11 protein-coding genes and 1 pseudogene are annotated in these 12624 nt (G+C 71.4%); 6 read left to right on the top strand and 6 right to left on the bottom strand.

Going from position 1 to position 12624, the window contains the following annotated elements; genetic code table 11:
- The first annotated feature begins 24 nt into the window (after positions 1-24).
- Positions 25-267 carry a hypothetical protein gene (locus Q1A98_RS22375; RefSeq protein ID WP_366943459.1) on the top strand — a complete coding sequence of 81 codons (243 nt, stop codon included), beginning with the start codon at positions 25-27 and terminating at the stop codon, positions 265-267.
- 106 nt (positions 268-373) lie between these two features.
- Here Q1A98_RS22375 and Q1A98_RS13695 read toward each other — a convergent pair whose 3' ends face one another.
- Together Q1A98_RS13695 and Q1A98_RS13690 are read right to left on the bottom strand one after the other, a co-directional pair.
- The gene (locus Q1A98_RS13695; RefSeq protein ID WP_299574697.1) at positions 374-748 is read right to left on the bottom strand and encodes a DUF952 domain-containing protein; all 375 of its coding nucleotides are present in this window, start codon (positions 746-748) and stop codon (positions 374-376) included.
- An 81-nt stretch (positions 749-829) separates the two neighbouring features.
- Positions 830-1429, bottom strand: a pseudogene (locus Q1A98_RS13690) (EamA family transporter); the annotation flags it as partial.
- A gap of 441 nt (positions 1430-1870) precedes the next feature.
- On the opposite strand from Q1A98_RS13690, the gene Q1A98_RS13685 reads away from it, so the two are divergent.
- On the top strand, positions 1871-2077 hold the full coding sequence (locus Q1A98_RS13685; RefSeq protein ID WP_253652699.1) for a hypothetical protein: 207 nt from the start codon (positions 1871-1873) through the stop codon (positions 2075-2077).
- A gap of 69 nt (positions 2078-2146) precedes the next feature.
- Here the strand turns inward: Q1A98_RS13685 and Q1A98_RS13680 are convergent, their stop codons facing one another.
- A complete protein-coding gene (locus Q1A98_RS13680) occupies positions 2147-3856 on the bottom strand; it encodes a DEAD/DEAH box helicase (protein ID WP_299574694.1) in 1710 nt (569 codons plus the stop codon).
- Positions 3857-4053: 197 nt separating this feature from the next.
- Between Q1A98_RS13680 and Q1A98_RS13675 the strand changes: the two genes are divergently transcribed.
- Complete coding sequence (locus tag Q1A98_RS13675) at positions 4054-5073, top strand: YihY/virulence factor BrkB family protein (protein ID WP_299574415.1); 1020 nt, start codon at positions 4054-4056, stop codon at positions 5071-5073.
- An 8-nt stretch (positions 5074-5081) separates the two neighbouring features.
- Here Q1A98_RS13675 and Q1A98_RS13670 read toward each other — a convergent pair whose 3' ends face one another.
- A complete protein-coding gene (locus Q1A98_RS13670) occupies positions 5082-5315 on the bottom strand; it encodes a DUF3039 domain-containing protein (protein WP_253652697.1) in 234 nt (77 codons plus the stop codon).
- Between the two features lie 126 nt (positions 5316-5441).
- Here Q1A98_RS13670 and Q1A98_RS13665 point away from each other — a divergent pair, with 126 nt between their 5' ends.
- The 3 genes from Q1A98_RS13665 to Q1A98_RS13655 all read left to right on the top strand — a co-directional run bounded on the left by Q1A98_RS13665 (position 5442) and on the right by Q1A98_RS13655 (position 8515).
- Positions 5442-5855 carry a DUF3099 domain-containing protein gene (locus tag Q1A98_RS13665; protein ID WP_299574413.1) on the top strand — a complete coding sequence of 138 codons (414 nt, stop codon included), beginning with the start codon at positions 5442-5444 and terminating at the stop codon, positions 5853-5855.
- A 35-nt stretch (positions 5856-5890) separates the two neighbouring features.
- Complete coding sequence (locus Q1A98_RS13660) at positions 5891-7387, top strand: methyltransferase (protein ID WP_299574691.1); 1497 nt, start codon at positions 5891-5893, stop codon at positions 7385-7387.
- Positions 7388-7525: 138 nt separating this feature from the next.
- Positions 7526-8515 carry a sigma-70 family RNA polymerase sigma factor gene (locus tag Q1A98_RS13655; RefSeq protein ID WP_299574411.1) on the top strand — a complete coding sequence of 330 codons (990 nt, stop codon included), beginning with the start codon at positions 7526-7528 and terminating at the stop codon, positions 8513-8515.
- Positions 8516-8547: 32 nt separating this feature from the next.
- Here the strand turns inward: Q1A98_RS13655 and Q1A98_RS13650 are convergent, their stop codons facing one another.
- Positions 8548-11271 (bottom strand): bifunctional GNAT family N-acetyltransferase/acetate--CoA ligase family protein, encoded by a 2724-nt coding sequence (locus Q1A98_RS13650; protein ID WP_299574409.1) that lies wholly within the window; start codon positions 11269-11271, stop codon positions 8548-8550.
- The gene (locus Q1A98_RS13645; protein WP_299574406.1) at positions 11264-12571 is read right to left on the bottom strand and encodes an acetoin utilization protein AcuC; all 1308 of its coding nucleotides are present in this window, start codon (positions 12569-12571) and stop codon (positions 11264-11266) included. The genes Q1A98_RS13650 and Q1A98_RS13645 overlap by 8 nt, the downstream gene beginning before the upstream one ends.
- Between the last annotated feature and the right edge of the window lie 53 nt (positions 12572-12624).

Below are 12624 nucleotides of genomic sequence, written 5' to 3'. Positions count from 1 at the left end.
CACGTCGGCCCACGCGACGATGCTGTGGCCGAACGCCACCGTCACGCCGAGGTAGATGCCGGCGAGGCGATGTACCTGACCCACCTCGGCACCGCCGGCGACGTCGACTGCGACCGCCACGAGCAACGCGAGATCCACGAGGACGACCGCCCTCAGGATCCAGGTCGACGCCTCGCGCCGTCGCAGGCCGTAGCGCACGACCAGGCCGGTGAGCAGCACCAGCCAGAACCCGACCTCGCAGGCCACGATCGCGATGAGAACCGGTGAGATGTCCACGGTCCCAGCCTGCGCCGTGCATCTGTCCGGGCACATCCGCCGGAGGGACGACGACGAGTCGCCGAAGGGATGAGATCCGACGACCCGCTCGGGCAGCTCAGAAGGTGGCGCGCGGCCCGAATGTGCCGTCGGGATCCGGCCGGTACGGATGGACGTGGGTGACGGCCGTGACGGGCAGCGGGCCGTACAGGTGCGGGAACTGCCACCCGTCGGGGTGCGGCGGGTCGCCGTCCTCCCATCGGATCTCGGCGGGGACCCGTTCGGGGTCGATCTCCAGCAGGACGATGTCCTCGCGGCCGGCGAACAGCGCGGTGGCGGGCACGTGGACCTGCGACAGCGCGGACAGATGGATGAACCCGACGTCGTGCAGGGAGTCCGGCTCGAGCCGACCACGACGGTGCGCGGCGAGCCATGTGGCCTTCGGGCAGAGGTGGACCAGGGGCCCGGGCGGCGTCTTCGTCTGCGGCGACATCACCGTCCACGGTGCCACACCGACGGGATCCGACCGCCGACTTCCGGCGGCCGGGGCCTCCCGCGGCGCCATCAGGATGGCGACGACGACCGCCCCGATCCCGAGGACCTCCGCCGGCGACGGCGCCTGCCGGAGCGTCACCGCACCGACGACTGCCGCGGTCACGGGGAGCAACGCGAGCAGCAGCGCGAACCGGGCCCGTCCGATCCGCGTCAGCACGATCTGGTCGAGCACGTACGGCACTGCACTCGACAGCACACCGATCACCGCGCACAGCGCGAGAACGGAGGCCGACGGCGCCGACACGCCCGTGATCGCACTCACACCCACGACGACCGGCGCGGCCGCGACCGCCGCGACGGTCAGCCCGACACCGAGGTCCTCGATGCCCCGTCGACGCCGCCCCTGCGTGCCCACGTGGGCCGCGGACACCCGCGCGCCGAGCACGATGTACCCGCCCCACAACACGCCCGCCCCGACCGCCCAGAGCGCGCCGACGGTGACCGTCCCGTCGAGCGCACCCGAGACGAGGACGACACCGACCGCCACCGCCACCAGCGACGCCGTACCCCGCCGTCCCCGCGTCCCCAGCGCGGCGACGGCGACCGGTCCGATGAACTCCACGGCCACCGCGACACCGAGGTCGACCCGCGAGATCGCCTCGTAGAACACGATGTTCATGCCGAGCGTGACGAGACCCAGGAGGGCGGCGCGGGCGACCCGGCGCGGCGCGGACACGACCCACGCAGGGCGCGTCAGCGCGACCACCACCAGACCGCCGAACAAGGTGCGCAGCCACCCGACCACCGACGGAGGCGCCTGGGCGAACACCCCCACCGCGACCGCGGCGCCGGCGTACTGCGCCACCGCGCCGGCGACGAACGCCGGCCACACCGGGGTCGCCGCGAGCCGGGACACCGACGTCGGTGCGTCCCCGGTCACGACGCCCCGGGCGCCGTGAGCGATCTCTCGACGCGTGTTACGTGTGCATGAATCGTGGGCGTGGCGGCCGCGGGAACAATACGCAGAGCCGGAACGTCTGACAGAGTGGAATCACCCCACCAGCCCAGGTGGAGGAGTTCGCGACGGGGAGCGCCAGCGCTGGCCCGGGACGGAGGAATCATGTCAGACGTCATCACCACCCCCACGATCTCGATGCCCCTCACCGCCGCCGATCGTTGCGACCGGTGCAGCGCAGCTGCCCGCGTTCGCGCCGTGCTCCCTGCCGGGGGCGAGCTCCTGTTCTGCCGTCACCACTACAACGAGCACGAGGCACGTCTCGCCGATCTCGGCGCCACCGTGTCCACCGACTCGGAGGAACTCGTCTGACACGCAGACCCCCGAACCCGTCGATGGCGGTGATCGTGCCCAGCACGGTCGCCGCCATCGTCGTATCGGTCACCTCCACTGCCGCAGCGCGCTGATCCGTTCCCGGAGCTGATCAGCCGTCGCCATGGCGGTGGGCGGGCCACCGAGCTTCGACCGCAGTTCGTTGTGGACGACGCCGTGCGGCTTGCCCGTCCGGTGGTGGTGCATCGCCACCAGGCTGTTGAGTTCCTTGCGCAGCGCCGTCAGCTGCGCGCCGGTGGTCGCGTCGGGCCGGGCGGCGGGCGGGGCATCCGCGGCGGCGGAGCGGGCGGCAACCTGTTCGGTCTGCCGGGTGCGCAGCAGGTCCCGCACCTGATCCGCGTTCAGCAGACCGGGCAGCCCCAGATAGTCCGACTCCTCGTCACTGCCCGCGAAGGTGGCAGTACCGAACGAGGACCCGTCGAAGATGACCTGGTCGAGTTCGGCGTCGGCGTGCAGCGAGATGAACGCCGGGTCGTCGTCTCCCGGCTCGTCCTGCTGCTTGTTCGCCGCGGCGATCAGGTCGTCGTCGAAGCCTTCCTTCTCGCGATGCGGCTTGCCCAGCACGTGGTCGCGTTGCGCCTCGAGTTCGCTCGCGAGTCGGAGCAGCACCGGCACCGACGGCAGGAACACGCTGGCGGTCTCCCCCGGCCGCCGCGACCGGACGAACCGTCCGATCGCCTGCGCGAAGTACAGGGGGGTGGAGGCGCTCGTCGCATACACGCCGACGGCCAGGCGAGGCACGTCGACACCCTCCGACACCATCCGCACCGCGACCATCCACCGCGCGTCCGACGACGCGAACTCCTCGATCCGCGACGACGACGAGGGGTCGTCGGAGAGGACGACGCTGGGCGTCGTTCCCGAGATCGCCTCGAGCAGTTCGGCGTAGTCACGGGCGGTCTTCTGGTCACCGGCAATCACGAGCCCGCCCGCGTCGGGCACACCCGAGGCGCGGAGTTGACCGAGCCGGGTGTCGGCGGCGCGCAGGACGGCTGCGATCCAGTCGCCGTGGGGGTCGAGCGCGGTCCGCCAGGCGCGGGCGGTGTGCTCCGCCGACAGCGGTTCACCGAGCCGCGCCGTGAACTCCTCCCCCGCGTTCGTCCGCCAGCTCGCCTCGCCCGAGTAGGCCAGGAACACCACGGGGCGGACGACACCGTCGGCGAGGGCGTCGGAGTAGCCGTAGCTGTGGTCGGCCTTGGACCGCAGGGCACCGGTGCCGTCGGGTTCGTAGGTGACGAACGGGATCTGCGAGTCGTCGGAGCGGAACGGGGTGCCCGTCAGGGCGAGGCGGCGGGTCGCGTCGGAGAACGCCTCCTGGATCGCGTCGCCCCACGTCTTCGCATCGCCACCGTGGTGGATCTCGTCGAGGATGACCAGCGTGCGCCGGTTCTCGGTCCGCACCCGGTGCCGGCTCGGGTGCGCCGCGACCTGCGCGTAGGTGACCACGACGCCGTCGAAGTCGGAGCTCGTGACGCCGGTGGTGTTGCTGAACCGCGGGTCGAGGGCCAGACCCATGCGCGACGCCGCCTGCGCCCACTGGAATTTCAGGTGTTCGGTCGGGGCGACGATGGTGACCGTCTCGACCGTCCGGTCGGCGAGGAGTTCACACGCGATCCGGAGGCCGAAGGTGGTCTTGCCGGCGCCGGGGGTCGCGACGGCGAGGAAATCGCGGGGCCGGGTGGCGAGATATTTCGTCAGCGCACGTCGCTGCCACGTTCGCAGCGACCCGCCGGTGTCGAAGACCTTGGACTGCGAAATGGGGGAACTCCTGCGTGCTCGCGGTGCCGGCGGAGGTGTCGGTGATCCGCCCGCAGCCGGATGACGGCCGCGGTCGATCGTACCGGCTCACCCCGCCGGATCCGCGACACGGCGGCGGGGGCATCCGCGTCCGATGCGTCACCATCGGGGACGATGGGTACATCGCAGCCATCGACCCCACCCACGACCGGCCACCCGTGACGATCGCATCGTCCGCGGGCGGTCCGCCGGTGGTGCGCACCCTCCCCAAGCTGGTGTGGCGCACGATCGTCAAGGCGTGGGACGACTCGATCTTCGGCATGTCCGCGCAGGCCGCGTTCTGGCAGACGCTGTCGCTGCCACCACTGCTGCTCGGCGTGCTCGGCTCGATCGGCTACGTCGGGGACTGGTTCGGTCCGGGCACCACCGAGATGATCCGCAGCCGCATCATCAGCTTCGCCGACCGCACCTTCAGTGGGAACGTGGTCAGCGAGATCATCACCCCGACGGTGAACGACGTCCTCGCCCGCGGACGGGGGGAACTCATCTCGCTGGGGTTCGTGCTGTCCCTGTGGTCGGGGTCGTCGGCGATGTCGAGCTTCGTCGACTCCATCAACAAGGCCCACGACCAGCACAACGTGCGGCACGCGGTGTGGCAGCGGATCTTCGCGCTGAACCTCTACATCGGGTTCCTGATCCTGTCGACGTTCATCCTGCCGCTGGTGGCCCTCGGTCCGACCTACGCCTCCGAGATCGCCCCGGACTCCTGGCAACCGTTCAGCGGGCAGATCATCCACATCGCCTACTACCCCGCCGTCGGTGTCCTGCTGATACTCGGCCTGACGACGCTCTACCGCGTCTCTCTGCCGAAACCGCTGCCCTGGCACCGGCTGGTCGCCGGCGCGGTCCTCGCGGCGGTCGTGTTCTGGTTCGCCAGCGCCGGGCTGCGCATCTACCTCGGGTCGATCACGAAGACCGGGTACTCCTACGGGGCACTCGCGACACCGATCGCGTTCCTGCTCTTCACGTTCTTCCTGGGTTTCGCCATCGTGATCGGCGCTCAGTTCAACGCGGCCATCCAGTCGATCTGGCCCGCGGAGGGGCCGACACACATCGAGCAGGTCCGGGAATGGGTGAGCCAGCAGACGACCGACATCACCGACCAGCTGCGGGCGGTGCCGAAGAAGTTCCAGAGCGGGCCGATCCGGCGGTCACCGCGGCCCGAGGACGAACGCTGAGGGCGCCGTCAGTCCTTCTTCATCTTCTCGTAGATCTTCTTGCACTTCGGGCACACGGGCGATCCGGGCTTCGGTGACTTCGTCACCGGGAAGGTCTCTCCGCACAGCGCCACGACGTGGGTCCCCATGACGGCACTCTCGGCGATCTTGTTCTTCTTGACGTAGTGGAAGAACTTCGGCGCGTCGTCGTCGGTGGTCTCCTCGGTGTCGACGTCCGGGCGTTCGATCGTCTGGGTTCCCATGGAACCCATTGTGCCCGATGTGACCGATCACGCAGCACGTCCTCGCGACCGGCGCTCGCATTCCCGGAACATGGTGTGTCATCAGCGACGATGCGCTGGTGAACGGAAAGTGCAACAGTGGAGTACGTGGCACACGAAGAGGCACGAGAAGCGATCCTGATCACCCAGGCGCAGCCGTCCCAGGAGGACCAGCAACGGGCTCGGGTGCGTCGCTACCTGAGCCTGATGGCCTTCCGCGTGCCGGCGTTGATCCTGGCCGGCATCGTGTACGGCGCCACCGGGAACGGCCTGCTCGCGCTGGCCGTCATCGCGCTGTCGATCCCGCTGCCGTGGGTCGCGGTGCTCATCGCCAACGACCGCCCGCCGCGCGAGAAGGGTGAGGTGCGTCGGTACAAGTGGTCCGGCGACCACACGGCCACCGCCCTCGAGGGCAGGAACCACCGTGAGCTCGGCACCTTCGACACGGGTGAGTTCGACACCCCCGACATGGGCTCTCGCGTCGGCGACGACCGGCGTATCCACACCGACGACCAGAGGTGACGCGCGCCGGTGGGGTCCGCACCTCGCCAGACGGCCTGACCGACCTCGCGCCGCGACTGCGTGAGGTGTTCCTCGAGCACCGATACGACGCCGACGGCGTGCTCGATCTCCTCGGCGACGACGTCCACACCGCACTGGGACGGGGTGAGCCCGTACCGGTGCGGCGCGCGTGTGTCGACGGGGGCGAACTCGGGGTCCTCGTCCGACTGCTCCTCGTCCACGACAGCATCGACCGCGCGACCGTCGACCATGTCCTGGGCGGGGTGAGCGTCGACGACGCCGTCACCGGGGGCCTGTTGGAACCGGACGGGGATGCCGTGCGTGCCGCGGTGGACGTCCGACCGCTCGACGCCGGCCACGGCACCCGGTGGATGGTGTCCGACCTCGACGGGTCCATGCGGCCCGTCGACATCGCCGCCGACCACGTGCTGGGCGTCGGACACGCGTCGCTCTCGCTGCTGCGGGCCACGATCCCCGCCCGCGGCTCCGTGCTCGACGTCGGCACGGGCTGCGGCGTCCAGGCGGTGCACGCACTCGAGACCGCCGACCACGTCACGGCCACCGACATCACCGACCGCGCACTGTCCCTGGCGCGAGCCACCATGGCACTCAACGGCATCGGCGACGACCGCGTCGACCTCGTCCGGGGACCCTGGTTCGGGCCGGTGGAGGGTCGTCGCTTCGACCGCGTGGTGGCGAACCCACCGTTCGTGGTCGGTCCGCCGACGGTCACGCACAGCTATCGGGACTCCGGACTCGACCTCGACGGGGCGAGCGAGGTGATGGTCTCCGGTGTGGCCGACCACCTCGTCGACGGCGGCATCGCCTGCATGTTGGCGTCGTGGGTCATCACCGGCGACGACTGGCGCGACCGCGTCGCGTCGTGGATCCCCGATCACGGCGTCGACGCGTGGGTCGTCCAGCGCGACGTGGCCGACCCCGCCCTCTATGTGGGCACCTGGCTGCGCGACGCCGGCCACGACCCGCGGACCGGCCGGGGTGCCCGGCTGGCCGACGAGTGGCTCGACCACCTCGACCGCTCCGGTGTCGAGGGCATCGGCTTCGGCTTCGTGTTCCTCCGCACCACGGGTGCGCCGACCGACCTGCTGGCGGAGGAGCTGTCCCACGCCCTCGACGACCCGCTCGGTGACGAGGCGCTCGCCTATCTCGACCGGGCCGCCTGGTTGCGCGATCACGACGTCCTCGACGCCCGGCTGGCCGCCGCACCCGACGTCGCGCTCGACCGCGTCTGGACGCCCTCGATGTCGGACCCACTCGACCCGTGGGTCGAGGTGGCGACCCGACTGGTCCGCACCGGCGGGCCGCGGTGGTCCCACGACGTCGACGACCGCGTGGCCGCGCTGGTCGCCGGGCTGCGACACGACGGGCTCCCCGTCGCCGACGTCGTCGACCTGCTCGGCGCCGCGCGCGGCGAGGAGATCGACCCCGCGTCGGTGAGCGACGTGATCGCCGGTCTCGTCCGTCACGGCGTGCTCCTGCCGTCCCGGTCCGGGGCGGGAACGGTCTCTTAGGAACTTCTCAGATCGGGCTCGGAATCCGCGCTGGTCAGAGCCTCGCCGATCGGGAAAGTGAACAACCTTTCCGGGAACTATTTGCGACCCGCATGCCGTTGTACCGGGTGAAGACGCCACGCTCGCGAGGAGGCCGCAATGCCCAGCACCACCGCTCCGACCCGCCCGTCGGACACGCCGCGCCCGCAGATGACCGACGCCGACCTCGACGCGCAGAGCCCCGCCGCCGACCTGGTCCGTGTCTACCTGAACGGGATCGGCCGCACGGCCCTGTTGAACGCCGAGCAGGAGGTCGAGCTGGCCAAGGCCATCGAGGTCGGCCTCTACGCCAAGCACGTCCTGGCGACCAAGAAGCGTCTGTCCGCCACGAAGAAGCGCGATCTGGCGCAGCTGGTGCGGGAGGGTGAGTCGGCCCGGGCGCATCTGCTCGAGGCGAACCTGCGCCTCGTCGTGTCGCTGGCGAAGCGCTACACCGGCCGCGGCATGCCGCTCCTGGACCTCATCCAGGAGGGCAACCTCGGGCTGATCCGTGCGATGGAGAAGTTCGACTACGCCAAGGGCTTCAAGTTCTCGACCTACGCCACCTGGTGGATCCGTCAGGCGATCACCCGCGGCATGGCCGATCAGAGCCGCACCATCCGTCTGCCCGTCCACCTCGTCGAGCAGGTGAACAAGCTGGCCCGCATCAAGCGTGAGCTCCACCAGCAGCTCGGACGTGAGGCGACCGACGACGAGCTGGCCGCCGAGTCCGGCATCCCGGCCGAGAAGATCGCCGATCTGCTCGACCACAGCCGCGACCCGGTGAGCCTGGACATGCCGGTCGGGTCCGACGAGGAGGCGCCGCTCGGCGACTTCATCGAGGACGCCGAGGCCACGTCGGCGGAGAGCGCGGTCATCGCCGGGCTCCTGCACACCGACGTCCGGTCGGTGCTGTCGACCCTCGACGAGCGCGAGCAGCAGGTGATCCGCCTGCGGTTCGGTCTCGACGACGGACAGCCCCGCACCCTCGACCAGATCGGCCGCCTGTTCGGCCTGTCGCGCGAGCGGGTGCGTCAGATCGAGCGCGAGGTCATGGTGAAGCTGCGTCAGGGCGATCGCGCGGATCGTCTGCGCGCCTACGCCAGCTGACCGATCAGCTGAGTCGTCCGATCGCGGAGCGATCAGCTCAGTCGTCTCGGCCCGGTGTCCGTCCTCGACGGCACCGGGCCGAGGCGTATCCGTCCCGAGAGGACGGTGGCGCCGTCGTGTGCCGCGAGCACCGGGTCCAGTGCGAGTTCGCGCACCTCGGGCAGGTCGTCGGCGAGTGCGGACACGCGCACGAGCAGGCCGCGGATCGCCGGGCGGTCCGCCGCCAGTTGACCGCGGAAGCCGGTCAGCAGCGGCGCCGCGCGCGGTGCGATGAGGAGTTCGTCGGCGTCGACCGCGGTGAGCGGGACCGCGCGGTGCGCGTGGTCGCCGAGGAGCTCGAAGGTGGGTCCGGCGAGGCCGAACGAGATCAGCGAGCCCAGCGACGCGTCGTCGCGGACGCGGATGACGACGGGCACGCCGCGGGGGGCCATCTGCTGCACGTGCAGCGAGCGCTCCCCGGTCAACTGGGACAGGTCGTGGAACGCGGCGCGGACCGCGTCGGGGCCGGGCAGGTCCAGCCGGGCACCCTCGCCGTCGAGCCGACCGCGCCATGCCGCGGTGACGGCCTTCACCACCACCGGGTAGCCGAGTTCGTCTGCGGCGGCCACCGCCTCGTCGGCCGACGTGACGGTGCGGAACGGTGCGACCTCGATGCCGTAGCACCGCAGCAGCTCCGCCGAGGTGACCTCGTCGAGGACGCGGGTGTCGTCGCCGTGCCCGACGGACGCACCCCACTCCGCGGCGACCAGTGCCCGCGCGCGGTCGACGTCGAGACCGTCGGGACGTTCGACGTCGGACTCGGGACGGGCCCGCCACCGCGCGTAGCGCCATGCCCGGCCGACCGCGGCGGCGGCCCGCTCGGGTCCCGGGTAGGACGGCACCGACCCGCGACCGGTCACCCCGTCCTCGTCGTGGACGGTCAGCGCGTCCGGGATGCCCTCGACGCCGAGGAACGTCGACACCACGGTCTTCCCGCAGTCGCGCGTGGCGGCGACCAGTGCCCGCGCGTAGGCCTCGGCCCCGACCGCCACGGGTGGCACGAACACGGCGATGACCGCGTCGACACCCTCGTCGCCGGTCGCGGCGCGCACGGCTGCGCCGAACTCGTCGACGCCGGCGCCGGGACCGAGGTCGGTCTGTGCGACGACCGTGAGCCCGAACGGCTCCCCCGCGCTCGCCGCGAGCACGCCGAGCACCGTCGAGTTGCCCACCACCGCCACGCGCGGTCCGGTCGGCAGCGGCTGATGCGCGAGCACGGTCGCGCAGTCGAAGAGGTCGGCGATGGTGTCGACCTGGATGACACCGGACTGTTCGAGCACGGCGCGCGCGCTCTCGTCGTCGATGCCCGAGTCGCTGCGGATCTGGGAGGGCGCGACCGCGGTCCGTCCGGCCTTCACAGCGATGATCGGCTTGTTGCGCGACACCCGCCGCGCGAGCCGGGAGAACTTGCGCGGGTTGCCGAAGCTCTCGAGGTACAACAGGATCACGTCGGTCGCGTCGTCGGCGTCCCAGTACTGCAGCAGGTCGTTGCCGGACAGATCGGCCCGGTTGCCCGCGGATACGAACGTCGACAACCCCAGCTGACGTCGGGCCGCGGTGTCGAGGATCGCGATGCCCAGGGCCCCGGACTGGCAGAAGAACCCCACCCGGCCGCGTCCGGGGACGCGCGGCGCGAGCGTCGCGTTGAGGGCGATCTCGGGATCGGTGTTTATGACCCCCAACGCGTTCGGCCCGACCAGTCGCATCCCGTGCGCGCGGATCTCGTGCACCAGCGTGCGCTGGGCGAGCGCCCCGGCCGCACCGGACTCCGCGAAGCCCGCCGACACGACGACCATCGTCTTCACGTTCTTGGCCAGACAGTCCTGCAGCACGTCGCCGACGTTCTCGGCGGGGACGGCGACGATCGCGAGGTCGACCGGGTCGGGGATGTCGCGCACCGACGGGTAGCTGCGGATACCGCGCACGGCACGGGCCTCGGCGTTCACGGGGAACACCGGACCGCGGAAGCCGCCGGCGATCACGTTGGCCAGCAGGGCGTTTCCGACCTTGCCGGGGTCGGTGGACGCGCCGATGATCGCGACCGAGTCGGGTCGGAGCAGGTTGGCGACGCTGCGGGCCTCCGAACCGAGCTCGCGGGCGTTGCGGACCGCGAGCAGCGCATCGGTCGGGTCGATCGCGAACTCGACGTGCACCGTCGACCCGTCGAAGCTCCGGCTCAGTTGGTAGCCGGCGTCGCGGAAGACCGACAGCATCGCGCGGTTCTCGGCCAGCACCTCCGCCTCGAAGAGAGTGAAGCCGTTCTCGGCGGCGGCACCGGCGAGGTGCTCGAGCAACACCGTGCCCAGCCCCCGCCCCTGGTGGTCGTCGGCGACGACGAACGCGACCTCCGCGGCCTCGGGACGACCCGAGGCGGCGAGACTCTCGTAGATGCCGACCGCGATGATCCGGCCGCCGAGGACCGCCACCAGCGCGACCCGGTCGTGGTGGTCGACGCCGGTCATGTGCGCGACGTCACGCGCGGACATCTCCGGGTAGGGACCGAACCACCGCATGTACCGCGTCCGTTCGGACAGCCCGGAGTGGAAGGCGACCACACGGTCGCCGTCGGACGGCGAGATGGGCCGCAGGTGCACCGTGCCGCCGTCGGAGGCGAGGACGTCGGCGCTCCAGTGCCGCGGGAACGGGGCGCCGGTGTCCGGCCGACGGGACGACGCGTCGTCGCCGTCGGACGTGCGCGACGCGCTCGCGTCAGTCACGCGGATCCCCCGGGTCGAGCCCGCGCAGGGGGAACACCGCCGAGCGGGTCGCCATGATCGCGGCGTCGGTCGCCTGCTGCAGGTGCGCCGGGACACCCTCGGGGGCCTGCTGCCCCCAGTTGCCCTCCCAGCGGTCGAAGTCGACGCATCCGCCGTCGCCCATCGTGTCGACCCTCACGTCGGTGGCGAAGTCGGCCGCGACGGTCTGCGCGGCCTGCGCCGCCGACTCCTGCCAGTCGACCGGCGTCGGCGTCGCCGGGTCGACGTCGCGGTCGAGGGCGACGGCGAGCAGATGCGTCCAGCTCCGCGGCACCACGTCGACGACGCCGTACCCGCCACCGCCGACGGCCAGCCACCGACCGTCGCAGTGCTCGTCGGCGAGGTCCCGCATGGCGCGCATGGCCGCCCGCTGGCCGTCGACCGTGAGGTGCATGTCTGTCAGCGGGTCGGCGCGATGGCTGTCGACACCGCACTGCGACACGATCACCTGCGGGCCGAAGTCGGCGACGACCGACGGGACGACGGCGTATAACGCCCTCAGCCACAACCGGTCCGGCGTCGACGGCGGGAGTGCCAGGTTGACCGAGGTGCCACCGGCGTCGCCGTCACCGACCTCATCGGGGTACCCGGTACCCGGGAAGAGAGTCGACGGGTGTTGGTGCACCGAGACGGTGAGCACCCGAGGGTCCGCGGCGAACCGTCGCTGTACTCCATCACCGTGGTGGGCGTCGATGTCGATGTAGGCGATCCGGTCGAACCCGGCGTCGAGCAGTCGGCCGATCGCGACCGAGCAGTCGTTGTAGATGCAGAACCCCGACGCCCGGCCGGCGAACGCGTGATGCATGCCACCGCCGATGTTCACCGCACGCCGGGCCGTCCCGCGGGCGATCGCGTCCGCGGCCGCCACGGTGCCGCCGACGATCAACGAGGCCGCGTCGTGCATGGACCCGAAGATCGGGTTGTCGGTGGTGCCGAGGCCGAAGATGCGTTCGGCGACCGTCGACGACCAGCCGGGCGGCGGGTGCCCTGCCGCGGCCTGCCCCGCCTCTCGCACCGCGGCGATGTACTCGCTGCGGTGCACCGTCCGCAACAGGTCGTCGTCGGCGGCGGAGGGGGCATGGGTGGTGACGCCGTCCAGCACGCCGAGTCCCCGTGCGAGACCGATGGTCAACGCCAGGCGGATCGGATTCATCGGGTGCGTGGGTGTCCAGCGGTAGGCCAGCAGGTCTTCCCCCCACACGACGAGGGTGTCGTCCTGTGGTCCGGCCGCCGCGCCCGTGGCGTCGGCAGGGGTGGTCATGGGGTCAGCGTACGGCGCGCAGGACGGCCCGCGGACCCCCGTGGGCCGAGGTC

It is taken from the genome of uncultured Williamsia sp. (assembly GCF_947494875.1).
Taxonomy (GTDB): Bacteria; Actinomycetota; Actinomycetes; order Mycobacteriales; family Mycobacteriaceae; genus Williamsia_A.
Note: the sequence above shows the minus strand (reverse complement) of the source record. Positions and strands in the feature narration are given on the sequence as shown.

Coding starts and splice junctions, on each gene's coding strand:
- Q1A98_RS13695 (WP_299574697.1), bottom strand. CDS start 748: ATGTCGCCGCAGACGAAGACGCCGCCCGGGCCCCTGGTCCACCTCTGC.
- Q1A98_RS13685 (WP_253652699.1), top strand. CDS start 1,871: ATGTCAGACGTCATCACCACCCCCACGATCTCGATGCCCCTCACCGCC.
- Q1A98_RS13670 (WP_253652697.1), bottom strand. CDS start 5,315: ATGGGAACCCAGACGATCGAACGCCCGGACGTCGACACCGAGGAGACC.
- Q1A98_RS13655 (WP_299574411.1), top strand. CDS start 7,526: ATGCCCAGCACCACCGCTCCGACCCGCCCGTCGGACACGCCGCGCCCG.
- Q1A98_RS13645 (WP_299574406.1), bottom strand. CDS start 12,571: ATGACCACCCCTGCCGACGCCACGGGCGCGGCGGCCGGACCACAGGAC.